The sequence below is a fragment of the Candidatus Woesearchaeota archaeon B3_Woes genome, assembly GCA_005222965.1.
Lineage (GTDB): Archaea > Nanobdellota > Nanobdellia > Woesearchaeales > B3-WOES > B3-WOES.
In genome coordinates this window covers 417,675-442,109 of record NJBG01000001.1, presented here as the reverse complement: position 1 = coordinate 442,109, position 24,435 = coordinate 417,675, and the positions used below count along the sequence as shown (strand labels likewise).

The 24,435-nt window shown below is 26.8% G+C and carries 24 protein-coding genes; 7 read left to right on the top strand and 17 right to left on the bottom strand.

All coding sequences use genetic code 11. The features are described from left to right. Positions 1-136 precede the first annotated feature (136 nt). Both CEE44_02355 and CEE44_02350 read left to right on the top strand, forming a co-directional pair. The gene (locus CEE44_02355; GenBank protein TKJ17354.1) at positions 137-1,300 is read left to right on the top strand and encodes a hypothetical protein; all 1,164 of its coding nucleotides are present in this window, start codon (positions 137-139) and stop codon (positions 1,298-1,300) included. 4 nt (positions 1,301-1,304) lie between these two features. Continuing rightward, complete coding sequence (locus tag CEE44_02350; GenBank protein ID TKJ17353.1) at positions 1,305-2,489, top strand: radical SAM protein; 1,185 nt, start codon at positions 1,305-1,307, stop codon at positions 2,487-2,489. A 4-nt stretch (positions 2,490-2,493) separates the two neighbouring features. On the opposite strand, the gene CEE44_02345 is transcribed toward CEE44_02350, so the two are convergent. From CEE44_02345 to CEE44_02335, 3 genes are read right to left on the bottom strand one after another with little or no spacing between them, the layout of a single operon-like run. Beyond that, positions 2,494-3,498: a hypothetical protein gene (locus CEE44_02345; protein ID TKJ17352.1), complete on the bottom strand. Its 1,005-nt coding sequence runs from the start codon at positions 3,496-3,498 to the stop codon at positions 2,494-2,496. A gap of 3 nt (positions 3,499-3,501) precedes the next feature. After that, positions 3,502-4,524, bottom strand: coding sequence for a hypothetical protein (locus CEE44_02340; GenBank protein ID TKJ17351.1), 1,023 nt, complete (start codon positions 4,522-4,524; stop codon positions 3,502-3,504). A gap of 48 nt (positions 4,525-4,572) precedes the next feature. Next, positions 4,573-5,706 carry a hypothetical protein gene (locus CEE44_02335; GenBank protein TKJ17350.1) on the bottom strand — a complete coding sequence of 378 codons (1,134 nt, stop codon included), beginning with the start codon at positions 5,704-5,706 and terminating at the stop codon, positions 4,573-4,575. Between the two features lie 139 nt (positions 5,707-5,845). Here CEE44_02335 and CEE44_02330 point away from each other — a divergent pair, with 139 nt between their 5' ends. After that, the gene (locus tag CEE44_02330; protein ID TKJ17349.1) at positions 5,846-6,985 is read left to right on the top strand and encodes a glycosyl transferase family 1; all 1,140 of its coding nucleotides are present in this window, start codon (positions 5,846-5,848) and stop codon (positions 6,983-6,985) included. Beyond that, entirely contained in the window at positions 6,982-7,977 is a 996-nt protein-coding gene (locus CEE44_02325) for a hypothetical protein (protein TKJ17348.1), read from the top strand. The genes CEE44_02330 and CEE44_02325 overlap by 4 nt, the downstream gene beginning before the upstream one ends. On the opposite strand, the gene CEE44_02320 is transcribed toward CEE44_02325, so the two are convergent. From CEE44_02320 to CEE44_02305, 4 genes are all read right to left on the bottom strand, one after another. Then, positions 7,969-9,456 (bottom strand): hypothetical protein, encoded by a 1,488-nt coding sequence (locus tag CEE44_02320; GenBank protein ID TKJ17347.1) that lies wholly within the window; start codon positions 9,454-9,456, stop codon positions 7,969-7,971. The two genes, CEE44_02325 and CEE44_02320, sit on opposite strands and share 9 nt — an antisense overlap. A gap of 22 nt (positions 9,457-9,478) precedes the next feature. Then, positions 9,479-10,447 (bottom strand): hypothetical protein, encoded by a 969-nt coding sequence (locus CEE44_02315; GenBank protein ID TKJ17346.1) that lies wholly within the window; start codon positions 10,445-10,447, stop codon positions 9,479-9,481. Between the two features lie 24 nt (positions 10,448-10,471). Beyond that, positions 10,472-11,353: a glycosyl transferase family 2 gene (locus CEE44_02310; protein TKJ17345.1), complete on the bottom strand. Its 882-nt coding sequence runs from the start codon at positions 11,351-11,353 to the stop codon at positions 10,472-10,474. A gap of 127 nt (positions 11,354-11,480) precedes the next feature. After that, positions 11,481-11,720 carry a hypothetical protein gene (locus tag CEE44_02305; protein ID TKJ17344.1) on the bottom strand — a complete coding sequence of 80 codons (240 nt, stop codon included), beginning with the start codon at positions 11,718-11,720 and terminating at the stop codon, positions 11,481-11,483. Positions 11,721-11,757: 37 nt separating this feature from the next. On the opposite strand from CEE44_02305, the gene CEE44_02300 reads away from it, so the two are divergent. Together CEE44_02300 and CEE44_02295 are read left to right on the top strand one after the other, a co-directional pair. Continuing rightward, on the top strand, positions 11,758-13,296 hold the full coding sequence (locus CEE44_02300) for a hypothetical protein (GenBank protein TKJ17343.1): 1,539 nt from the start codon (positions 11,758-11,760) through the stop codon (positions 13,294-13,296). A gap of 82 nt (positions 13,297-13,378) precedes the next feature. Beyond that, a complete protein-coding gene (locus CEE44_02295; GenBank protein TKJ17342.1) occupies positions 13,379-14,131 on the top strand; it encodes a hypothetical protein in 753 nt (250 codons plus the stop codon). A 6-nt stretch (positions 14,132-14,137) separates the two neighbouring features. On the opposite strand, the gene CEE44_02290 is transcribed toward CEE44_02295, so the two are convergent. Further along, the gene (locus CEE44_02290; GenBank protein ID TKJ17341.1) at positions 14,138-14,926 is read right to left on the bottom strand and encodes a hypothetical protein; all 789 of its coding nucleotides are present in this window, start codon (positions 14,924-14,926) and stop codon (positions 14,138-14,140) included. After that, positions 14,901-16,070, bottom strand: a complete 1,170-nt coding sequence (locus CEE44_02285; protein ID TKJ17340.1) for a hypothetical protein — start codon at positions 16,068-16,070, stop codon at positions 14,901-14,903. The genes CEE44_02290 and CEE44_02285 overlap by 26 nt, the downstream gene beginning before the upstream one ends. A 155-nt stretch (positions 16,071-16,225) precedes the next feature. On the opposite strand from CEE44_02285, the gene CEE44_02280 reads away from it, so the two are divergent. Then, positions 16,226-17,716 (top strand): hypothetical protein, encoded by a 1,491-nt coding sequence (locus CEE44_02280; GenBank protein ID TKJ17339.1) that lies wholly within the window; start codon positions 16,226-16,228, stop codon positions 17,714-17,716. A 3-nt stretch (positions 17,717-17,719) separates the two neighbouring features. Here CEE44_02280 and CEE44_02275 read toward each other — a convergent pair whose 3' ends face one another. From CEE44_02275 to CEE44_02240, 8 genes are all read right to left on the bottom strand, one after another. Beyond that, positions 17,720-18,412 carry a hypothetical protein gene (locus CEE44_02275; GenBank protein TKJ17338.1) on the bottom strand — a complete coding sequence of 231 codons (693 nt, stop codon included), beginning with the start codon at positions 18,410-18,412 and terminating at the stop codon, positions 17,720-17,722. A gap of 34 nt (positions 18,413-18,446) precedes the next feature. Continuing rightward, positions 18,447-19,238, bottom strand: a complete 792-nt coding sequence (gene phnE / locus CEE44_02270; GenBank protein ID TKJ17337.1) for a phosphonate ABC transporter, permease protein PhnE — start codon at positions 19,236-19,238, stop codon at positions 18,447-18,449. A gap of 2 nt (positions 19,239-19,240) precedes the next feature. Then, positions 19,241-20,014: a phosphonate ABC transporter ATP-binding protein gene (gene phnC, locus CEE44_02265; GenBank protein ID TKJ17336.1), complete on the bottom strand. Its 774-nt coding sequence runs from the start codon at positions 20,012-20,014 to the stop codon at positions 19,241-19,243. 29 nt (positions 20,015-20,043) lie between these two features. Continuing rightward, positions 20,044-20,937 carry a phosphonate ABC transporter substrate-binding protein gene (gene phnD / locus CEE44_02260; protein ID TKJ17335.1) on the bottom strand — a complete coding sequence of 298 codons (894 nt, stop codon included), beginning with the start codon at positions 20,935-20,937 and terminating at the stop codon, positions 20,044-20,046. A 4-nt stretch (positions 20,938-20,941) separates the two neighbouring features. Continuing rightward, the gene (locus CEE44_02255; protein TKJ17334.1) at positions 20,942-21,412 is read right to left on the bottom strand and encodes an ADP-heptose synthase; all 471 of its coding nucleotides are present in this window, start codon (positions 21,410-21,412) and stop codon (positions 20,942-20,944) included. A gap of 10 nt (positions 21,413-21,422) precedes the next feature. After that, on the bottom strand, positions 21,423-22,592 hold the full coding sequence (locus tag CEE44_02250; protein ID TKJ17333.1) for a hypothetical protein: 1,170 nt from the start codon (positions 22,590-22,592) through the stop codon (positions 21,423-21,425). Beyond that, entirely contained in the window at positions 22,585-22,806 is a 222-nt protein-coding gene (locus CEE44_02245) for a CopG family transcriptional regulator (GenBank protein TKJ17936.1), read from the bottom strand. The genes CEE44_02250 and CEE44_02245 overlap by 8 nt, the downstream gene beginning before the upstream one ends. A 69-nt stretch (positions 22,807-22,875) precedes the next feature. Continuing rightward, complete coding sequence (locus tag CEE44_02240; protein ID TKJ17332.1) at positions 22,876-24,435, bottom strand: hypothetical protein; 1,560 nt, start codon at positions 24,433-24,435, stop codon at positions 22,876-22,878.

Sequence of the window (24,435 nt, the reverse complement as noted above, 5' to 3'; positions counted from 1 at the left end):
CTTAGTACTTAAAATTAATAAAAGTAAAGGTTGTGGGGCGAAGTTTTATTGAATTTCATATAACTAAAATTTTATTTTACTTAAAATTAATGCTAAATTTATTTATTTAAATTTATTAATATGCAATATAACGAAGATGGACAAAAATAAAATAAAAGTATGTATGTTAACTCATAATCCCCCTTTTCAAGGAGGAATAGTTCAATACTGTGTATTGTTAGCTAACCAATTAAAAAATAAAGTTAATTTGAATATTGTTGGTTTCGATAAACTGTATCCTCCCTTTCTTTATAAAGGAAAACTACCTTCTAAAAGTGGTAATGGGTTACATTTTGAAACTAAATATACCAATTTTATCAAATGGTACAATCCATTTACATGGATAAAAACATATAATATCATGAAAAAAGCAGACATAATGTTTTTGCATTGGGTGTCTCCTTTATTAGCCCCATTACAATATACAATTTTGAAACTAAATAGTGTGTTTAGAAAAAAAAAAGTTATACTAACTTGCCACAATATTGAACCTCATGAGTCAACAATATTTGATAGAATTTTCACAAAAAAAGTTTTTTCCTTAGTAGATCATTTTATTGTTCATGCAGAGCAAAATAAACTTAGATTGATAAAGGAATATAGAAAAAACCCCAACAAAATCCATGTTGTTCCTCACGGAACATTTGATTTTTTTACAAAATGGAGAAAGAAAAATAAAAAAGAATTAAAGAAAGAATTTAATTTAAACGAAAATGAAAAAATAATTTTGTTTTTTGGTTATATTCGTGAATACAAAGGTTTAAAATATCTTCTAAAATCGATGCACGAAGTGATAAAGGAAGATAAAAACATAAGGTTGATAATAGCAGGGGAACTATGGCAGAATATGGAAGTTTATGAAAAAGAACTAAATGGATTAGAAAACTTTGTTAAATTTTTCCCAAAATTCATACCAAACCAAGAAGTTTACAAATTTTTTGATGTTGCAGATATATGCGTTTTACCTTATCATAATACTGAACAAACAATAAGTGGTCCATTGCTTGTTGCTTTAGCATTTGGCAAACCCACTATTATTTCTCCTGTTGGGGGAATTAGAGAATTTATAAAAGATGGACAAGAAGCAATATTCTCTCAAGGAGGTGATGTTAAATTGTTAAGTGAAAATATCATAAAATTAATAAAAGATAAAAATCTTCAAGATAAATTATCAAAAAATGCTATAAAGAAAAATTCAACCTTTGGCTGGGATAAAGTAACATCAAAATATTACGAAATAATGAAAAATATAAGGGTTTGAAACAATGATACTTAAATATGGGTCTAAAATTATTCCAAAATTAATAATGTATAAATTAGCTTCATATGGTCTTGTAAAACCCCCTCTTCCTATCTTACTTAACTTTAGTGTTACAAATATGTGCCAATCTAGATGCAGTACTTGTAATATCTGGCAACTTTATAAGAAAAATCCCAAAAAAAGAAAAGAAGAATTAACACTAAATGAAATAGAAAAAGTTTTTCAAGACATGGATGATATATTTCTTCTTAATATTTGTGGAGGAGAACCCACATTAAGAAAAGATTTACCTGATATCTGTCATTTAGCATGTAAATACATTCACCCAGAAGTTATTCATTTTCCAACAAATTGTTTGGATCCAAGATCTATTAAAGAAATAACAGAAGAGATTCTAAAAAAAATCCCACCTCAAGTTCATCTAACAGTTAAACTATCTCTAGATGGAATTGGACGTAAACATGATGAAATAAGAGGGGTACTTGGCAATTTTAAGAAATTACTAAAAACACATGATTATTTAGTAGACTTAAGAAATAATTATAAAAATTTATATCTTGATGCAGGAACAACAATTAGTTTGAATAATATAAAGGACTTGCCTAAAATTAATGATTACGTTAAAAAAAATCTTAAATTAGATAATTTCTTACATGAAATTGCAGACACAAGAGCGGAATTATTTAATGTTGATTTAAAAAAGAAAGATAGCGTGACTGATAAACGTTTTTTAAAAGTAACAAATAATTTGAAAGTTACTCCATCTGGTAGCGAGTATGATAAAGTCGTAAAAAATATTTGTAATGAAATAATCAAGGATATGAAAAACAAGAGAAAATTAAGTAAGATTACACAAGCTTTGAGATTGGTTTATTATAAAAGGGCAGCAAAAACTATGATCAACAGAAAAAGAATGTCTACATGCTATGCAGGAATATCTAATGCACATTTAAACCCCTGGGGAGATTTATGGATATGTAATGTACAAGCGTTTAAGAAAAGCATGGGCAACGTTAGAGATTATGGTTATAATTTTAAAAAATTGTGGTATTCAAAAAACGCAAAAGAAATTAGAAAATGGGTTTCAGAAAAACATTGTTATTGTCCTTTGGTAGGTCAATCATTTTTAGATACTATCATGAATCCAATAGAACTAATTAAAGTTCTTTATTATTACATAAAATATTAATACTTTATAAAAAACCTTGTTCTTTGTACCATCTAACTGTTTCTTTAATTCCTGTTTTAAGTGGGATGGTTTGCCGAAATCCAAGATCTTTTTTTGTACTACTTATGTCAAATAATCTACTGGTTGTCATAGATCTTAATCTATATCTTGTTAAGGGTATTGTAAAATTAAATATTTTAGAAATTAATTCAAAAAAAGTAGCCATAATCATAACTATTACAAAGGGGATTCTTAGAAAAATAACTTTCTTTTTGAGTTCTGATGAAACTATTTTTACTAAGTCTTTCATGGTAACTTTCTCTTCATTGTTAACTAGGTATATGGCTCCTTTTTTCCCTTTCTTTGAAGCGAGAATTGTAGCATTAACAACATCTTTTACATGGATTGCGGGTACATAATTTTTACCATTGTTGAACAAAGGAAAAAAGCATTTATTAGCAAACTTAGCAATTCTAAAAATATCTTTATTTCCTCCTTCTATTGAACCAGGACCATAAACCATAGAAGGTCTAATAACAGAAACAATTATTTTACTGTTTTCTCCAAATTCTCTTATTAAATTCTCTCCAATAAGTTTTGTTTTTTGATAAGGAGCAGGTGGTCTGCATTCTGAATTCTCATCTAAAATTTTTCCTTTAAATACACCCATAGAAGAAATACTACCAAAATAAATGATTCTTTTTAAACTTTTAACTCGTTTGCATGCTTCAATAAAATTCTTCGTGCCTTTAACATTAGTTTTATAATATACTTTATAAGATTTTTTTGAAGTTGCAGAAATTGAACCAGCACCTATTAAATAAAAAACTACATCTTGATTTTTTAAAGACTTTTTAATAGAATTAGTATCATTTATATTTCCGTAAAACAAATTTACTTTTAACTTTTCTAATTCTGAAATATCACTACTCTTTCTTACAAAACAAGTTATTTTCCCTTTTTCTTTCAATAGTTCTTTAACTAAATTCTTTCCAATGAAACCGGTTCCACCAAAAACAATATAATTCATTTTTTAGTTGTATATCCACCTACCCTTTCTTAAATTATTGTAGGCCCTTATAATTCTTTTAAGATTTAGTGAATATAAATTAGATAAATCATAATAATTACAAAAAGTACAATCACAACCATAATCTTTACTTAAATTCTTAAAAGCCTTACCAAATCCTTTTTCTAATCCTGAAATTTTCTTTGTGCCTAATTCACTTATACATCTTGAAACCTCTCCGGATGGAGAAACAATACAATAAATTTTCCCAGCAAGACATTTCTTTTGAAATTTTTTAATTTTTCCGGAATAGTAATCACGAAATCTCTTCAAACTTGCATCTGAAACAGCAATAAAATCATATTTTTTCTTTAAAGCTATAATTTTATTAAAAACGTCTTTTTCTATAAGTTTTTTAGAAATCATTTCTTTAGACCTATTTGTTACAGGAACTACTGTCTGAAAATTTATATATGCGTTATGTTTTTTTGCCAACAGCACCATCTCTTCTATGTAATCAATGTTTTTGTCAGATATCACACAATTTATCATAGGTTTAATCCCAATCTTATTTAGAATATTGATTGATTCAATACATTTGTTAAAAACCCCCTCCCCTCTTATCGCGTCATGTATCTTCTTAGGACCATCAATACTTATCTGAACATTATCTACTTTTTTAAGTATATGAATTTTTTTAGAAGTTAAAGTTCCATTAGTATCTATGCTAATAATGAAACCCAATTTTCTTCCATATTCAATAAGATCTTCTATATCATTTCTAATAAGTGGTTCACCCCCTCCAAATTTCCATATTTTGGTACCGAGATCTTTAAATTCTTTCATCATATTTTTAACTTGACAAGTGTTCATATCACTCTTTTTACTAAAAGAATCAGCATAACAATACTTACATCTAAGGTTGCAACTATTAGTTACGATGTAAGTAACCCTTAAGGGAACTTTTATATTAAACTTAACCTTTAAAGCAGCTATACCAGCAGATAAATAATCTTTTAACTTTGGCTTCATTCTAACTCCACCCACTTTATTTGATATATAAGTTTATTTATAAATATTAATAAAATGTGATTTTTATTTTAGAGTATACCTCTTAACTACCGATTTTATATCATACATCAAAGCAGGCAAGGCTTTATAGTTTCTTATTGGACTACACAAACTCGAAAATCTTACGTTGTTGTTGGCTTGATCAAAACAACAGTTACAAACACCATAGAATTTCCTTTTTGCTAAATGTTTTCTAATATTATTTGCTTTTTTTCTTTCCTCTATCAAACTTTTGTTTCTTACATTGCCTTTCCCTTCTAATAATAGACAAGGAAGAAGATCCCCATTGTAATTAATGATTACATATAAGAAAGGAATAAAGCAAAAATAATTTGACATTACCTTATCATGAAAAAAACCTTTTTTTGCTTTTAAATTTTTAAAATATTCTATAATCCATTTTTTGTTAAACATAAGATCTGTGTTAACTTTAAGTTTTTTAGCTTCTTTAATCCCAAAATTAATGTATTTTATAATATCTTCAACATTATAGTTTGCAAATTCATTTTTATTATTTAGAGGAGATAACTGAGGAAAATTACTTATTATATTAATAGGTCTGAACATTATTCTCCTGATTTTTTTCTCTTTTGTTAATTTTATTAACTCTGGGATTCTTTTATAGTTCTCCCCCATTATTATTGATTCAAAAGTTATGTTCCAAAAACCATTGTCATGTAATTTGTCTATCCCTTTCATAATTAGTTCAAATAATCTAGGAGTTCTTCTAAACTTATTATGTTCTTTAGCTAAAGGAGAATCTAGTGAGATAACCAAGGTATCTAAATATTTTTTCAATAAATTTATTTTTTCTTGCGTAAGAGAATTTAATAAAAGGCCGTTAGTTACTATTCCTATTTTTATACCGTTTTTATTAAGTTCTTCTAATATTAAATATATATCTTTTCTTAAAAATGATTCTCCCCCACTTATAGTTACTACTTTTATACCCATTTTTTTCATTTCTTTAATTATTTCAAAACATCTTTTGGTAGAAAGTTCTTCTTTAGGGTTGTATTTATTTTCTATCCCTAATTCACAGAAAGGACATTTACAATTACATTGACTCGTTATAATCCAATTTGCTATACATGGGCTATCTTTTTTAAAAAAATATGCTTTTAATACTGAAAACATAGTTTTTGCTTGAAAAATCATTTTAATTATGGTATCTATTATAATTTATAAATCCTTCCTTTAAATGAGAATAAAGAACATGACCTTTAAAACCCAATTACAAATATTTAAAAAGGATATGTTCGTTATAACTATAATAAACTTCGTGAGGAAACAATAAATGAAAATATGTGTAGTAGGTCCTGCATATCCTTTTAAAGGAGGAATTGCTCATTATAATAACTGGTTGTGCAATTTTGTTTCAAAAAAGCACGATTTAAAATGCATATCTTTCAAAAGATTATATCCTAAACTAATATACCCAGGAAAATCCCAAAAAGACCTTTCTGCTGAAAATAGAACTAATTTTGAAATTATTGAACTTTTAGATTCATTAAATCCTTTTAGTTGGCTTTTTACTTTTAAAAAAATAAAGGAATATAATCCTGATTTTATTTTATTTTATTGGTGGACACCTTATTTCACTTTTTTAAACAAATTCTTAACATGGAATATTAAAAAGAAACTAAACTCTAAAATAATCTATCTTTGTCACAATGTGCTTCCTCATGAAAAATCAACAATTGATAAAATTTTATCAAAATTTGCTTTAAAAGACGGTAATTTTTTTGTAGTTCATGCAGATAAGGAAAAACAAAATTTGCAAAAATTATTACCCTCTTTAAATTCAAAATCAATTATCAGTACAGTACATCCCTCGTATGACGTTCAATTTAAATTTAAAGAGATAAGTAAGAGAGAAGCTCAAAAAAAAATAAAGATATCTGGAAAAATAATACTTTTCTTTGGTTATGTAAGAGACTACAAGGGTTTGATGTACTTAATTGATGCAATGCCTCATATTTTGAAGGAAGTAGACTTGACACTTCTGATTGTGGGAGAGTTTTGGAAAGATAAAAAAATATATATTGAAAGAATCAAAAAAACAGGAGCAAAAAAGAACATCCGTGTAGTAGATAAATATATTCCAGATAATGAGGTTGGTTATTATTATTCTGCGTCAGATCTCGTTGTTTTACCATATCTTTCTGCAACAAATAGTGGTATAATTCAAATTGCTTTTGGTTTTGGAAAACCAGTGATTACAACAAACGTGGGCGGATTACCAGAAATAGTAAAAAACAACAAGACTGGATTTGTAGTTCCACCAAAAAATTCAATTGAATTAGCAAATAAAATAGTAAAATATTATAAGGAAGAAAAAGAAAAACCATTTAAACAAAATATAAAAAAAGAAAAAGAAAGATTTTCATGGAATAGAATGGTTGAAACTATAGGGGGGTTATCAAATATAAAATGAAAATATTTGTTACTGGTGCAACAGGTTTTATGGGTGGTTTTCTCATAGAAGAACTTGTTAAAAAAGGCCATACTGTTAAAGTTTTAGTAAGAAAAACAAGCAACATCAAATATTTAAAAAATTTAAACATAGAAATTTTACATGGAGACGTAACTAACTTAGATTCCTTAAAAAAAGCGACAAAAAACATAGAAATTGTAATACATCTCGCAAGCCTTATCCACCCAGTAAATGTACCAGACAGCCTCTATTACGATATAAACGTCAAAGGAACTGAAAATGTGTTTAGAAAATCATATGAAAATAATAAAAAATTAAAACAATTTATCCATTGTAGTAGTGTTACAGTTTATGGGGAAATAGAAGACGAAAATAAACCAATTTCTGAAAACGCCCCATGCAGAAAACAGACGACAATATATGGCGTAACAAAATATAAAGGAGAACTTGCTATAAAATCATTAACAAATAAATATAAAGTGCCTTTAACAATAGTTCGCCCATCAAGAATATATGGCGAAAGAGATATTTCCTTTTTGCCAATATGCAAATTAATGAAAAAGAAATTATTTTTTAATATTGGACTAGGTAAAACATTTATGCAACCAGTTTATGTAAAAGATTGTGTACAAGGAATAATAAACTCAATAAATAATAAAAAATCATTTAATGGTGAATATAATCTTGCTGGTCCAGAACCAATAAACAAAAAACAATTTTTAAGCATGCTTTCAAAAAATGTTGGGAAGAAAATGCCAAGAATCAATATGCCTGTTTTTATTGTAAAGACAATGGCAATAATAAACGAAATATTATTCTTTTTTCTTAAAAAAGAACCATTTATCAACAGAAAAAAATTAGCTTTCTTTTTAAGATCTAATAAATATGATATTTCTAGTGCTAAAAAGGATTTGAATTATCATCCTAGAATAAAACCAGAGGAAGGCATAAGAAAAATGGTAGATTGGTATAAAACAAAGAAGTTAATTTAGTTTATTCTTTTTAAATATATTAAATAAAATCTTGCCTTTTATAACGCTCTTTGCCCCTTTAAGAACTCTAAATAATTCTTTTTTATCTCTTATTTTATATATGTTTTTTAATATATAATTGGGTCTTAAAAAAAATTTTGCATGAGATTTATTTACTATTTTCATTAACTCTTTTTTAGGTATTTTTGTTTTTAGTATAGGCCCTTTTGTCATATCAAACATATCCATATGATCAAATACTTCTTCATAAAACCACTCTTTTTCCACAGCTTCTTTATACATTTTTGAACCTGGATGAGGGAAAACAAGTGAAAATTGGATTGTATCTGGGTCTGTTTTAATCCCAAACTCAATTGTTTTTTCCATATCTTTTTTTGTTTCCCAAGGAAAACCAATCATAAAATTAGCATGAGCTATGATTTTAGATTCCTTTGTAAGTTTAATTGCCTTTCTTATTTGTTCTAGAGTAATTTTTTTATCTGTTTTCTTTAAAGTTTCAGGATTTGCAGACTCGCCCCCATAACAAATTAATTTGCATCCGCTTTTTTTCATCCAATATAACATCTCTTTACTAACTTTATCGACTCTGGCACTACATGACCAAACTATTTTTATATCCCTCTTAATAATTTCTTTTGAAATATCTATAGCCCTCTTTTCGTTTACATTAAATGTAGAATCATCAAAAAAAACTTCTTTAATCCCATATTTTTTTATGAGCCATTCAAGCTCGTCACATATATTGACAGGGGATCTAAATCTAACTGTGTGGTTGTAATAAACGTGAGGCCACAAACAAAAAGTACATTTGTTAGGACACCCTCTAGAACCCATAACAAATGTAAAAGGAGTGTACTTAACATGCCCTTCGATGTACCATTGATGCGGTATAAGATCTCTATCTGGAAAAGGCAAACTATCAAGATCTTTTATTAATGGTGCTTGAGGATTATTAATAATCTTATTCTTATACTTATAACAAATGCCTTTGATATTTTTTAATGATTTGGAATTTTTAAAAGCATTCATAACATTTAATGTTGTGAAATCTTGTTCCCCTTTAATTACAACATCAATCTTACTTTTTTTGATAGATCCAATAGGGTCAAAAGTAACATGTGTACCAGCGACTACTATTTTTAAATTAGGAATTCTTTTTTTAACCATATCAACAAAAGAGCAATCATAATCAAAGGTAGGAGTAGATGTCTCAAAAAATAACACATCTGGTTTAAATTTGATGATCTCGATTAAAGTCGATTTATAGTTGAGATTTTGATAAACACTATCTATATATTTTACATTATGCCCTTTATTCTTAAGTAATGTAGCAGTATAACAAAGATAAATAGGATATCTGTTAGTTTTATCGCCTCTTTTCCTAGGCCACCTATTCTGGCTCCTAAGACCAAATCCTGGACCTGGCCAAGGGGGGTGTATTATTAAAATTTTCATAAATTTAAGAAACAGAATAAACATATATAAATTCTTGTTTTTTTAATCAAACATTTTTAAAAGAAAAGGAATCTTTTGATTTTAACCAAATTATACTAACCAAACCTATAACCAACTCAGATATGAACATTATTGCTCTATGAAGAAGCGATATGAAAATGGCATTTCCAATATCTACTCCGTTGAATACCAAAAAACTAGTTATGCCTATATCTCTTACACCAATACCTGCAGGAGCCATTAATAAAATAGATAAAAATTGTGCAGAATAAAAAACAATGGTCATCTCAAAGATTGAGAATTGAGATAAACCAATAGAACTTGATATCATATATAAAGAAAAACCATGCAATATCGCAGTTATTAATGTTAAAAATAAAGAATAATAGTATTCTTTATATCTTACTAGCTTAGTGAAATGAAATATTAACTTTCTTATTTTTTTTAGTTTCAGTTTTAATAAATTCAAAATTTTATTAATGTAATATGGGAATAACATGAAATAAGTAGCTAGAACTATAAACAATAAAATACTCAATTTCAAGAAGAGAGAAGTTTCTAAAATATTATATATTAAGATTAATGTACAAATTGAAGAAATATAAATTTCTGAAACAAATTCACCAAAAGTTGAAGTTATTTTTCCTTGAAGATTCTTTATTTTATTTAACAATTTGATTCTCATATAGTAATTAATCCCTTTAGGTGGTACATATTTAAACAGGTTGGATATATTGAATACAAGAAATAAATCAATAACCCTTATTTTCTTTTTATTTAAAGGTTTCAGCAAATAATAAATACGAACATCACAAAAATATACTATCAATATTTGAATTAGAAATATAACAAAGATAATCAAAAACCCTATTTTCTTTATATTTTCAGATAGTATTGAAAAGTATTTTATAGAATATATTACTAAAATTACAAAAAGAAAAATATAGAGAAAATAAATAAAATGTTTTTCAAACTTCTTAAATTTATCATAATATTTTTTGATTGTTCTATCCATTATGCTTTTAACTTTTTTATTAATTTATTTTAATCTATTCATCATATCTGCTAAAAACCCAAATAGTACAATTTGTATCCCTACCAATATTAACAACATACTTAGAATTACTCTTGGAATTCCTCCTGCACTACCTATAGTGAGAATTCTATATAAGATAAATGAACCAAGCAAGAAGCCAACAAAGACAAACATTAATCCTATTCTCACAAAAAATCGCAAAGGCTCAAAATCCCTATAAATTCTAAATATATTTACCCAAGCTTTCAGTGCATAGTCTAATGAATTTTTAAATAACCTACTTGATCTTGTTTTATTGGCTTTTATTGGAACTTCTTTAATTTTCATCTTAGCTTTTCCAGCTCTAATTAATTGTTCTTGTGTATATGTGAAATCATTTATTAAGGGAAGTTGAGCAACTTCTGATGTAAACGCTCTAAATCCTGTTGTAGTATCTGTAATCTTTGTTCTTAGTAATTTAGAAAAAACCCTAGCGAAAGCAACATTACCTATTTTTTTCATAAAAGAGCCATTATATTTTCCTTTTCCAAATCTTGCTCCTAAGACCAAATCATAACCTTCTTCAACGTTTGTAATCAGTTTAGGTATTTCTTTAGCAGGATATTGTCCATCTGCGTCAGTGTGAACAATAATATCTACACCTAATTCTAAGCATCTTTCTATTTCTGTCTTGAAAGTTTCTGCTAAACCAAGATTTTTATGATGAGAATAAGTAATTGCACCTTTTTCTTTTGCAATTTTAACAGTATTGTCTTTAGAACCATCATCAACAACAAGAATTTTATATTCATATTTAGTATGACTCATAATTTTTTTTATATCTTCAATTACATTACCAATTGTTTTTTCCTCATTATATGCAGGGATGCTAATAGCAATCTTCATAACACTCTAAAAACCATAAACTATTTAAATAGGTTTCGAATTTTTACGACTATAAGAAGATCCAAATGAGCGTAATAACAGTACTATTATTTTTTGTATACACATATGGGTTAGGATTTACTATAACTTATTTTTTAAAAAATTCAAACAATTTTTTTGAGAGAAATTTAATAAGAATTGGTATTGGTATTGGAGCTTTTGTTTTTCTGGGTGTTTTTCTCAATCTCTTGAGAATTCCACTTGATTGGAAAATATTCTTTGTGTTAAGTTTGATATATCCTTTATTCATTCTATTTAAAAAAATAAAATTAAAAGAATTCAAAAAACCAAAAACCAAATTTAAACTAACAAAATCAAATTTAAACATACTTTTCGTTTTAATTATCTTCTTTTTTTGCCTTCGAATGTACGTGGGGGGAGCTTTCCAATACCCTTATCTTGAAAATGATGATCCCTGGGATCATGCATTAAGCGTTAAATATATATCATTAGAAAAAACAGTATACGAACCACAAAATTTTGATTTTCAATATATTGACCCATATCCACCAGGATATGATTTATTAATGGGGATATTACATCAAACCGCTCCTTCATTAAACTGGACTTTAAAATTCTTTAATGGGTTAATAATTTCCTTAGGGATCTTATTTTTCTATTTCTTTGCTAAAATATTTACTGGAGATAAAAATAAAGCTTTATTTTCAACCTTTATATTGGCTGCGTTACCATCTTATTTTACACATTTTATTTGGGCACTTTCTTTATCAATTATGTTGTTTTTTCCAGCAATATATTGTTTAGAAATGATAAAACGAGATAAAAAATGGATTTATCCTTCAATGGTTGTTATATCTTCTATATTATTGATTCACCCATCCCAATCTATAAAGATTGGTATAATGTTTGGTGTATATTGGTTAGTAAAGGCGATTATTGAAAAAAACTTATTAAAAGAAATTTTAATCGCAGAAATAGGAGGGCTTTTGCTTTCTTTTATTTGGTGGATAGGAAAATGGAAATCAATGTTTTTGTCACAAATAAGAATAAGCGATATAGATATAACAACTTCTACAACTTTCTTTTCAAAAATACAATCTGCTTTTTCACCTACAATGGGAACAGCCACTAGGTCTTATACATTTAATGACTTTTTTATCACAAAACCTTTTGGAGGTATTAATATCCATCTTGGGTGGGGGGTGTTTATAACCTTCTTGTTATTAATAGGAATTGTATATTCTTTATTAAAATATAAAAATTTATTGAAAAAAGATAGAATTTGGATTACTATCACTTTATTATGGTTTGTTTTTACTTTTCTTGGAACAAATTCTATGACTTTTAACCTTCCAATAGGTTTATTTGCATTTAGATTTTGGTTATTATTGGCAGTTCCAGTAGCTTTACTCTCTTCATTAGGTCTTTGGTCTCTATTCAAACTGACGAAAAAATTTAAAATACCTTATTTGTTAGTACTATTTATAATTTTAATAGGTGTGATTTCAACAGCAGGTTATCAAAAATATAACCAAAACCACAATGCTGTGTGGCCACCTGGCGTTTTTTGGACATCAAACGAAGAACTACAAGGGTATATTTGGCTTACAACTTTACCTATAGATACGAAAGTTTTTACATATTCTACAACAGATAAACCAATAATTGGGTTTGACAAATATAGTTGTGAATGGTGTAGTAATGTTATTGACTTTAGAAAAAACATTTTAGATAAAAACTTAACACAAGTTTATAATTTTTTAAAAACAAACAAATACCAATACATCGTTATATCTGGGTTGTCTTACAAACATTTAGGAAGACAATATGGTGAGAATAAAACAAAAACCTCTTTTGATAATTTATTCAAAAATCTTCAAAATTCAACTAGATTTGAATCTTCATATCAAACACAGAGTGTAATAATTTTAAAAGTAATATAATGATAGATTATTTGTTTTGTTAAGAACACTTATTTACATAATTTAATTTAAATAAATTTTTTGAAGTAAAGAGGTATATTAAATGTCAAAATGGAAAATTAAAAAAAACTTTAATAATAATAAAACTATTATGCAAAAAATTATTTTGACATATAAAAAAAAACTTATTAAACATATAGTTAACCAATATAAAAAAAATAATCCAAAAATTCTTGATGTTGGGTGTGGTATGGGAGACTCTCTTAAATTTTGCGAAAATTATTCAAATAAATTGTACGGAATAGATATTTCCAAAAGTAGAATCAATTATGCAAGCAAAAAAGTCAAAGCGCAATTTAAAGTTGGATATATAACAAAACTCCCTTATCAAAGTAATTTTTTTGATATTGTAATAATTATGCGTACATTACAACATATTATTGATAATAATCATAGAAAAAAAGTGATATCAGAAATTTTTCGTGTTACGAAAAAAGGAGGCATTATTCTAATTGATGAAGAATGTATGACATTATTAAATTATTTCAAATTTTTTTTTATTAATAATAATTTTATAAGATATATCAATATTAAAGAAACAAAAAATATATTTAGTAATCTTGGAGCAGATGATGTTGATATTAAGATTGATAAAAATTTAAATTTTATTTTCTTTTTAAAACAAATTATTTATATCATAACATTCCCATTTGTTTTTTATAAAGGAAAAAATAAGGCTATAGAGTTATCAAATAAATTTGTTTTTATATTTGTGCGTTTTTCAAATTGGTGCAATGCTTACAAATTATTTCCTAGCATCTTTTGCTCTTGGAAAAGTTTAATTATTAAGAAATAGTTAAATTTAACAAAGAGTATACTTTAATTTTTCTTTTAATCTTTTTTCAATATTTTTTTTAGTAGCATTTACTTCATTTGATAATATATTTTCATATTTCAAATTTTTTAAAAGTGAATTATACAAATCATTCTTTTTGATATAATATTTTTCTTCTTCATCGGGTTTTCTTTTCATAGCTGTTTTTGGATTAATAGATAAGGATATTAATAAACTGGGATGTGGAATTAAGAATTTATATAATCGTGGAAAAGTACACATATTGATATATTTTAAATGTACCAATTCATCATAAAACCATCTATCTGATACAATAATTCTTCCTAATAAAATGTTAGGAATTATTTTAAAAAATATTATATAATAAATACCAATTACAAATGCAATTTGCCTTAAAAATGAAATTAATAATGATTTTTTAGAATTATTTTTATTATTTGATTTATGAGATTCCCTCTCCTTCACAATTATATTTAATGGAACAACACTTGGCAAATGTAAATATTTTGTTTTAAAATTATTCTTATTTAAAAATTTAATAATATTTTTGGCATGTGTACTTTTGCCTGACCCATCTAGTCCAATAAGAACGATTAATTTTGGAGCTCGTAAAAATTTAAATCCACCGTCTTTTCCATTCAAACTTCTTTTAACTTTTTTTTTGATATGAAGAACATCATAAGCGCAAACACATAATCTTTTACCAAATAATGGTTTAGTAAACCATTCACAAAAAACATAACACATTGCTTTCTTCCACCATGGATGTTCAACTGCCATTAAGCAAACCTTCATATAATTTTATAAATTTCATTGTTATTTTTTTAAAATCAAATTCTTTTGATTTTTTATAGGCATTTTCTGATAATCTTTTTTGAAGTTTTTTATCTTTTAATAATTTATTAATTTCTTTTGATAAATCTTCAACATTATTTGGCTTAGCCATTAAAACATCTTTTTTATAATCAACAATCTCTCTTAATTCTGGTAAATCTGTTGTGATGAGGGGGGTTTTACAAGCTATTGTTTCTAAAATACAAGAAGGGTTCCCTTCAGTAGCTATTAGATTTATATAAGGCAAAACAACAATCTCTGCAGAATTAATATAATACTCTACATTATGTAATTCTCCTTTTATAAATAAAACTTTTTTCTCAATGTTAAGAGATTTCATCAATTTTTTATATTCTTCAAAAATTTTATGTTTTTTATGTCTTATGATCATAACAAGTTTTAAATTATCATTTTCTTCAAATACTTTTTTCATAGCTTCGATTAATATTTTAGGACCTTTGTTTTCTAATAATCCACCATAATAAAGAATAAAATCTTCTTTTATGTTTATTTTTTTCTTTGCTATTTTTTTATCAATCGATTTAAATTTTTCAGAATCAATATATGAATTTATTACTTTTACTTTGGTTTTTGTTGTCCCTTTTTTAAGAATGTCTTTTGCAAATCTTTTAGTGGGAACCGTGATTAAATCTGATGAATTTAACAATCTAGTAAATTTATTACCTAATTTAAAACGAGAATAACTTTTAAGAGTATGTATGATTTTTGCATCTTTATTTTTAATAATCCTTTTAGCAAAGAGGGACTTCAAAGCTAGAAATCTTGCAGCACTAAAATTATGAATTATATCAAACTCTATCCCCCTTTTACTTAACTTCTTAATAGCCATGATTGGAGATATTATTCTATTTAAAGCATTCAGAAAACGTACTTCAGAACCATCTGGACGAATGCTAAATGTCGGTCCCCTATAAATTTTAATTCCTTGAAATATTTCATATTCTGGGAAGTTTTTTACTCCTTCACTGATTATACAAACATCGTGCCCTTTTTTCTTTAGTTCTCTTGCTAATAAAATCAACGTAATATGTGATGATTCTGAAGATTCATTTAAAAAAGTTGTAGGCAACAACGCTATTTTCATAATAATTTTGAAAAGAACCCTCTTTAAAAAGTTTCTGAATTACTCTTTCTTTTTTTTTATTAATACACACGGGACTTAAAAGATAAAGAAATATCAAAAATTGTTTACAAAAGATAATTTTATATACATCAATGATGGTTACTAAATAATATAAAATGACTAACTATACAAAGAAGGCGATACATGGTGCAGGATATGTATTTATAATAAGTGTTCTTTCTGCTTTTTTTGGGTATCTCCTTAGATTGCTTTTGGCTAGAAATTTAACACAAACAGAATATGGTATGTTTTATGCAATATATTCTTTATCAATTTTTTCTATTATTTTTAATAATCTTGGAACTGGCCAAGCTTTAGTAAAATTTATTCCTGAATTTAAAACCAATAAAAAATTCAACTTAATAAAAAATTCAATAATTAATGTAAGTATCATACAACTTGTTATTTCTACCATAATAGTAATTATATTATTTGCATCTTCAGATTTTTTAGCACTTAATTATTTTCACAATCTTCAAGCATCTTTGATAATCAAACTTTTTGCTTTTATATTCTTTTTCCGTTCTTTTTTGTCTCTTTTGGTTTATATTTTTCAAGGATTCCAAAAGATGAAATATTTTGCTTTTGTAGATTTTTTGAGAACTTTCCTTATATTCATTATTGCATCTGGTGGTTTCATCTTATTTGGAAAAAATATTTTAGTACCTACTATAGCTTATTTATTCGCACCATTAATCTTGCTTCCTTTCTTTTATTTTTTCTTTTTTAAAAAAACATTCCCCTTGTTTTCAAAATTAAAGTACTCTTTTGATAAAAATTTAATGAAAAAGCTCGTATTATTTGGTGCTCCTTTAATGCTTATGGTTGTTGGTATAATGATACTCAACCACACAGACACTTTAATGCTAACTTATTTTTCTGGATTAGATCAAGTTGGATTGTATAATGCAGCTTTGCCAACGGCAAATGTTTTGGGATATTTTAGTATAGCCTTGATGACTGTACTTTTCCCATTGTCTTCAGAATTGTGGACAAAAGGCCATAAAAAACAATTGATAGAAGGTATAAACACCCTTTACAAATATTCGTTTATTACAATATTTCCAATAGCATTAACAATGTTTTCTTTTCCAGAGACAATTCTTAACATTCTTTTTGGAAATACATACATACAAGCAAGCAATGTCTTAAGAATACTCTCTTTAGGCGTTATATTGATGACAATTACTAGAATTAATTTTAGCGCTATTTCAGGTATTGGTAAACCCAAACTTAACGCAAGAATAATATTAATTGGAGCAATATTCAACTTAATATTAAATTTTATTCTAATCCCATTGTATGGCATGATGGGAGCAGCAATTACAACTTTCTTTGGTTATTTGTTAATGATGGGATTAAGCATATCAAACTTAAAAAAACTAGTAAAAATACATATCCCTTTTAAATATTGGACTAAGAGTTTATTTATAGGATTAATTTTTATATCACTAATATCTTATCTTAAATATGCTCTTGTTTTGAATGTTTATCTTGAAATAATTATTATTTTTGGAATAGTGGGATTAATCTATATAGTTCTTGTATTCTTGTTCAATTTATTAACAATAAAAGAGGTAAAAAAAATAGTTAAAAGAGTTATCTAAATTTTATTCAAATAATTTTTTTGCTTTTTCTAAATCTTCTGGAAAATCGATATCTATAAATTTTGCATCTTTTATATCACAAGCATTGATTTCCTCTCCTTTGTTTATGAGATTGTCAAGTGCAGATATAAATGAAATATTAAGATCCTTCTTTGCTAAATTATTTAATTCTTTTATTAATTTAGTAGTTCCATTAGGTGAGAATTTTGCAATTCCGATAAATTCCCCATTTTCTTTGTCTAACTTGGATTTAGTTATTCTTTTAATTATACCTTGTTTTTCAATAACTTTTTCTGCTTCTTCTCTTAAACCGTTCTTTTTTATAGCTAAACAAATATCAGTTTTATCTGTTAATAAATCTTGTATTATTTTTGCATCAAATAAAACATCCGAATAAAGAAATATAAAACCTTTTTTCAACTCTTCTTTTGCTACCCACAATGACATAGCCATTCCAGAAACTTCAAAAAAAGGATTAAATAAAGTTTTAATACCCTTTTTTTTACAAAATTCTTCTACTTTCTCTGAAAGATAACCAATAATCACAACTATATCATTAATACCTGAGCTTTTTAGAGATTCGATCTGTTCTTCTAAAATAGTTTTGTTGTAAACTTTTAATAAACATTGGGGTATATCTTTAGTTAAAGGTAACAATCTTGTTGATTTCCCAGCTGCTAAAATAATTGCTTTCATCGTATCTTTATTAGTTTTTATTCTTTATAAATTTTTATTCTAAACTTTCTACTTTCACAATATTCTTTCTTATATATGCACTAAATCTATCTATCACTGTAACCATTAACACCATAATAATCAAAATAGTCAAAACTTCTTGATTTCTAAAAAGTCTCATGCTGGTTAATAATTCCATACCAATTCCCCCTGCTCCAACTAGTCCTAAGACTGTTGCTGCTCTGAAATTATTTTCTAAATAATAAAGAGCATAATTAATAAATAATGGTTTAACCTGAGGAAAAATCCCTCTAGTAATAACTTGCATTTTATTCGCTCCTGTTGAGATGATAGCTTTAATCACCTCTGGATCAACTGTTTCTATTGATTCTGAGAAATATCTTCCTAAAGCTCCTGTAACATGAACTGTGAGAGCCAAAACACCAGGGAAAGGACCCAAACCCACCATTGAAACAAATATAAGACCCCATACAACTTCATTTATTCCCCTACAAGCATCAAAAATACTTCTTACACTATGATACACAAATTTGTTTGACATAATGTTCCTTGCCGCTAAAAAAGATAAAGGCAAAGCAATCAAAGCTCCCAATGTTGAACCAACAATAGCCATTTGTAATGTTTCAAGAGCTTTAAGTAAAAAAGTTCCTAAATTGCTTATATCAGGAGGGAACATTCTACCTATAAAATCCATCATAAATGGGATACCTTTAACAAAATTAGAAGGACTGGTGTTTGTTCCATTAATAGCCCAATAATAAATTATAACTATTAATAACCCAATAAATAATCCTTTGTATTTATTTTTTAATTTTTTTAATTTCATCTTTAAAAACCAATTTTACCATAGAGATTCCATTCTTTTGTTTTACCATAAATATCAACAATATCTTTTTCTGTAAGATCTTCTGGTTTTCCATTAAAAACTATTTCACCATCTTTCATTCCCACTATTCTTGAACCATATCTCTTAGCAAATTCAAGGAAATGTAAACTTGTAACTAATGTTATACCGTCCTCATCACATATACTTTTTAATAAATCCATTATTTCTTTCATTAATTTTGGATCTAAACTGGACACTGGTTCATCTGCAAGAATAACTTCTGGTTTCTGTGATAAAGCTCTTGCTATTGCAACCCTTTGTTTTTGGCCACCGCTCAGATTATTAACTCTTTCATGTTTATACTCTTCTAATCCTACTCGTTTAAGATTTTCTTTTACTATCTCATAATCTTCTTTAGAAAATCTTCCTAGAATCGTATTAAAAGAAGTATTATATCTTAATCTTCCATTTAAAACATTCTTTAGAACAGTTTCTCTTTCAAGAAGATTAAAATTTTGGAAAATCATTCCAATCTTGCTTCTTATTGTATTGACTTTTTTAATGTCGCAATTGATTATATCCTCTTTTTTTATAAGAATCTTCCCAGAAGTTGGTTCTATCAATCTATTAATACATTTAAGTAGGGTAGATTTACCAGAACCGCTTGAACCAATTATAACTAAACTTTCTCCTTGTTCAATATGAAGATTGATGTTTTTTACAGCTTCTTCTTCTCGGTTCTTATAAGTATGACTTAAGTTCTCTATTTTTATCATTTTAATTAAAAATAAAAAAATAAATTATTTTATTTGTTAGCAGCCTCTGCACTTGTTACATCCATGCCTAACAGTATTGCAGTTTCTCTGATTACATCATAATCACTGTCAGATACTGCTTGATAACTTGCTATGCCCCCCCACCCATCAACTTTATGGATTGTTTGTTGGTCCATACTAATCAAAGCATTTTGAATACCTTTCTTTAGTGCTTCAGGTAAATCATCTCTAACAACAATTGGTGAACCTGGAATTGGTTCTGATTCATGAATAATTACATTTACTTCAGAATCAATTTCTCCTGCTTCAATCATCCTATAATAAACATTATCACCGCTAGCACCAGCATCCACTTTACCATTAGATATTGCATACTGAACTGCATTATGTGTTCCAGCATAATAGCTAGTACTAAAATCGTTGTCAGGATCTATCTCGTTTTCAATTAACATCTTTCTTGGAATAAGATTACCTGAAGTTGAAGCTGGGTCTACAAAGGCAAATGTTTTTCCTTTTAAATCTTCTAAAGTTTTTATTCCACTATCTTTATTTGCAATTATTAAGGATTTATATGTTGCACTTCCTGTACTTTCTTTAACTCCATTTACTATGGCTTCTGCTCCTGCAACATTTGCAGCTATAACATATGAAAATGGTCCAAACCAAGCCATATCAATATGTTTTGCTCTCATAGCCTCAATAGCAGCAGTATAATCAGATGTTACTTGTATTTCTACAGGAATACCTAATTGTTTAGATAAATAATCTTTTATAGGTTCATAATTTCTTAACATTTCATCTGAATCATCTGCAGGTATTAAACCCATTTTTATAACTTCTATTTCACCTTTGTTTTCTGTTTGACATCCTACTAAAAACAACATCAAACCTAAAAATGCACTAATTACCATTGTTTTTTTCATTTTATTAACACCCTCTATTTATTTTTATTTTATGTTTTTGTTTTATTCTATTCTTTATATCTGTACTTGATTGTTCAGGGTAATAGGGGGTCATCACAATTCTACCCTTAAATACTTTTTTCAAGTCCCTAAGATATTTATTTCCTAAATGGCTAGCACTTTCCATATGAATATCAGGTTGTATAGCTATTAAATTATTCATAGGAGAATATTCATGTTGAGGAACAGCACAATCAACACATTTTATAGATTGTATTAATCTTAGTCTTTCTCTAAAAGGTAATATTGGTCTTGATTTTTTTTCCATTACTGCTTCGTCCGTCAATACACCAACTATTAGTTTATCTCCTAAAGCTTTGCCATTTTCCAGTTGCAATAAATGACCTTCATGAATTATATCCCCGCAAACATATACATATACGATTATAGGTTTATTACATTTAGATTTGTTGCTTTTCTTTTTGTTAATTTTCATTTCAATCCCCTTATTTTTTGATTAATTCAATTGGAATCTCGATTTTAGGTGTTTTACAATCATTTACTATTTTATTTAATTGATCTTCCATTTTCTTTTTTATTTTTGGATATTTTGATATGACATTTTTAACTTCGTTTTTATCTTTTTTTATATTATATAATTCCCAAGTATTTGGTGTTTCATTATGAATTAATTTCCATTCATCGCTTCTTACACATTTAACATTCGATTTTTTATGAGAGGGCCAAGGTCCATTTAAACCACCAGTTTCAGCAAAAGCTATTCTTTTAGAGTTTTCTTTCCTTTTGATTAAAGGAAAAAGAGATTTTCCCTGAATTTTTTCATATGAATCATCCTCAGGGAATCCAAAAAAGTCAAGTATGGATGGGGTGATATCAACAGTTCTAGTGACTTCTTTAACTTCTTTATTCATCTTATTTGGAAACATAAAAATAGCAAAAGATTTAAGAGTATAATCATATAGAAAAGAACCATAACACCTTTCCCCTTTTTTTTCACCATTACTTATACCATGATCAGAAACAAAAACTACTAATGTATTTTTAAGTAATCCAAGTTGTTTAATGGTTTCATACATTTGTTTAGCATAATTTCCTGCTGTCATTAAATAACCATTATATTTTTTGATATTTTGATTTGTGCTATTAAAATAAACATCATCAAAATCAGAATATTTTTTAATTACATTTTTGACAATTGAAGTATGTATATTACTATAATGTAAATATAAAAAGAAGTTCTTACCTTTTTTATTAATTTGATGGACTTTTTTCAAATATTTTTGATGTAATTTCAAAAAATCATCTTTATGTTCATTATGAATTGTGACTTCATCAAAACCTTGATTAGGCATTGTAGCATCATTTAGAAAATCACCTTTTGTGTAATATCCCTCTTCTTTAAAATATTCTGTTAAAGTTTTGCATGTATCTTCTTTAAATTTAAACATATTGTAATAAGAATCAACACCATTTTTTGAAGGATACATTCCAGAAAATATAGCATACATCGAAGACAAAGTATAAGGTGCACAAGTAATCATCTGAGAAAAATAAACCCCTTTGTCTATTAAATATCTAAACTTCTTAGAAATATCTAGTCTATCTTGTCTTGCTCCATCTATTGTGATAAAGATTAAATTAAGTTTTTTATTCAATGTATCCTAAACCTCTCAATCTGTCTTTTACCTTTTTCTCGTCTTCTTCACTAAAAGCTTCTTTATCTTCTTTTTTCTTTGTACTAGAAACAATCTGCCTTAAGATATAGGTTACATAACTCGATAAAGAACTAAACCCTGTTCCTTTTGTTCTTTCTTTAAGTTTTTCTGCAAGTGTTGTCGGTATTGTAATGGTTGTATATTTATTATCCATTTTGCACCTCATATATATTAATTACATATAATTACATATAATTGTTATATAAAGCTTATGGATTAGTAATCAAAATTTAATATCTTTAAGAATATCGTTTATGTGCTCTTTTTCTATATCAGTCTTAGAATTTATTTTTACATCTCTTTTTTCAAAATCAGAGTCTTTGTCAAATATTTTTAAAACTTTACCATCTATATCAGAAGGAATTGGAATATTAAGCATGTGAAGAATTGTTGGGGTAACATCAATAAGCTCAGCTCCTTTTATAAACTCTTTTTTTATATTTTCTCCATAAGCCATAAAAATTCCTTCAACATGATGCTCCCCAGGGATACTTATTTTAAAATTCTCAACTAACTTATTTTTAATATCAATTTCGCCAGTATAATCTTCTTTTAATTTAAGTATTATGTCTGGTCTTTCTTTAGTGTGTTTTCCTTTATATAATTCCTCTCTTTTACAAACCCATTCAACAATCTTTTTATTAGTATTTGGGTCTTTTAATTCTTTTAATTCTGCAATCATAGATTCTCTTAATTTTTCATACTCTTTTTCATCAACAATTCCTTTTGGTTTTTTGCCTTTTGAATTTATATTAATTCCCTCATATGGAGAATGTGCATTGGTTTTTGTGTAATACATTTTAGTCTGATTCCAATCTATATATGAAAAAGGAGGGAGCATATTTTCCATTTTTGCTTTATTCTGATTTGATATATTTTTCGCAACAAAACGTAATAATCCTAATTTATATATAACTTTCTCTAAGCTTGATTTACTTATACGAAGTTTTGCCATCCAGTAACCAAAATCAAAAAATTGTTTATTTTCTAATTTTAATAATCCTTTTTCTTTGAGCCATTTATTGAAATAAAACTTTTTTGTAGGAGTAGCATTAGCACCATGGTCAGAAAGAATGAATAATGTATCATTTTTTTCAAGTTTGTTTAACAACATACCTATTTTCTTATCAAGATGATTGTAGTAATTAAATAAAACTTTTTCATCATCCCAAAAATGATGACTCATTTTATCGAGATTATCAATTACACAACATAAAAAATCAAGATTTTTGTTCTTGTTCAGAAAGTATAAAAAAAGATTAAAAACTTTTTCATCATTTTTATAAATTTTTTTTAAATATTCTGTCTTGTTCTTTATAGATGGAAGATCTTCAGTTTCATATTCCTTTAACTCTTTTAAAAGCTTCTTTGGATATACTGCTTTTTCGAATGAAGGTCTTGGAAAACCAGACACCATAAATTTAGTGGTCTTAAAGTAAGGATAAGTAAAAGGCATATTTATACACCCAGATTTTTTACCTAAAATCTCCCATATTGTTTTACTATCAATATCAAACGCATTAAGCAATTTCCCTCTATCGTTATAGAGTTTAGGATCCGTCTTAAACCAAGCATATATACCGTGTTTTCCTTGATTCTTACCTGTCATAAAAGAAACCCAGGCAGGCGCAGATGATACTGGTTCTACACTTTTTAACATACCAAAACAACCATTATTTATAATCTTTCCAAAATTCGGCAATTTATTTTCTTTAATTAGTTGATTAATAATATTATAAGACGCACAATCCAATCCAAACATAACTATCCTATCTTTATCCAT